The following is a 338-nucleotide window of genomic DNA, read 5'->3' as shown; positions in this document are numbered from 1 at the left end:
ATCGCCCAGGATATTTCATCACCTACACAACCTTCGTCCGGGCTCCGGCGGTGAACTACAGCTTACAGATGCCATAAAGTCACTTCTCGGCGAGGAGGTAGTGTGGGGGCTGCGGTATCATGGATTGCGCCTCGATTGCGGCACAAAGGAGGGATGGTTTAAGGCCACAGTCACGATGGCGCTCGAGAACGGCACGCTTAGGGAGGCGTTGTTTTCTCTTTTGAGACACAGGGGGTTGATGGACGAGTAGAAAAGATATGGCGGAGGTTTGTTGTAGCGTTATGGTAAGCCCCTGCGCTGGCACTTAACCACCTCACGAGGTAGGCGGATAAACGAAA

Annotated in this window: 1 pseudogene; it reads left to right on the top strand. The window is 53.8% G+C overall.

Annotated elements, in window-relative coordinates:
- A pseudogene (locus tag EZM41_RS07100) lies at positions 1–250 on the top strand (UTP--glucose-1-phosphate uridylyltransferase); the annotation flags it as partial.
- Positions 251–338 lie beyond the last annotated feature (88 nt).

This window comes from Acetomicrobium sp. S15 = DSM 107314 (assembly GCF_016125955.1).
GTDB classification, from domain to species: Bacteria; Synergistota; Synergistia; order Synergistales; family Thermosynergistaceae; genus Thermosynergistes; species Thermosynergistes pyruvativorans.
This window is presented reverse-complemented; position numbering and strand designations above follow the sequence as displayed.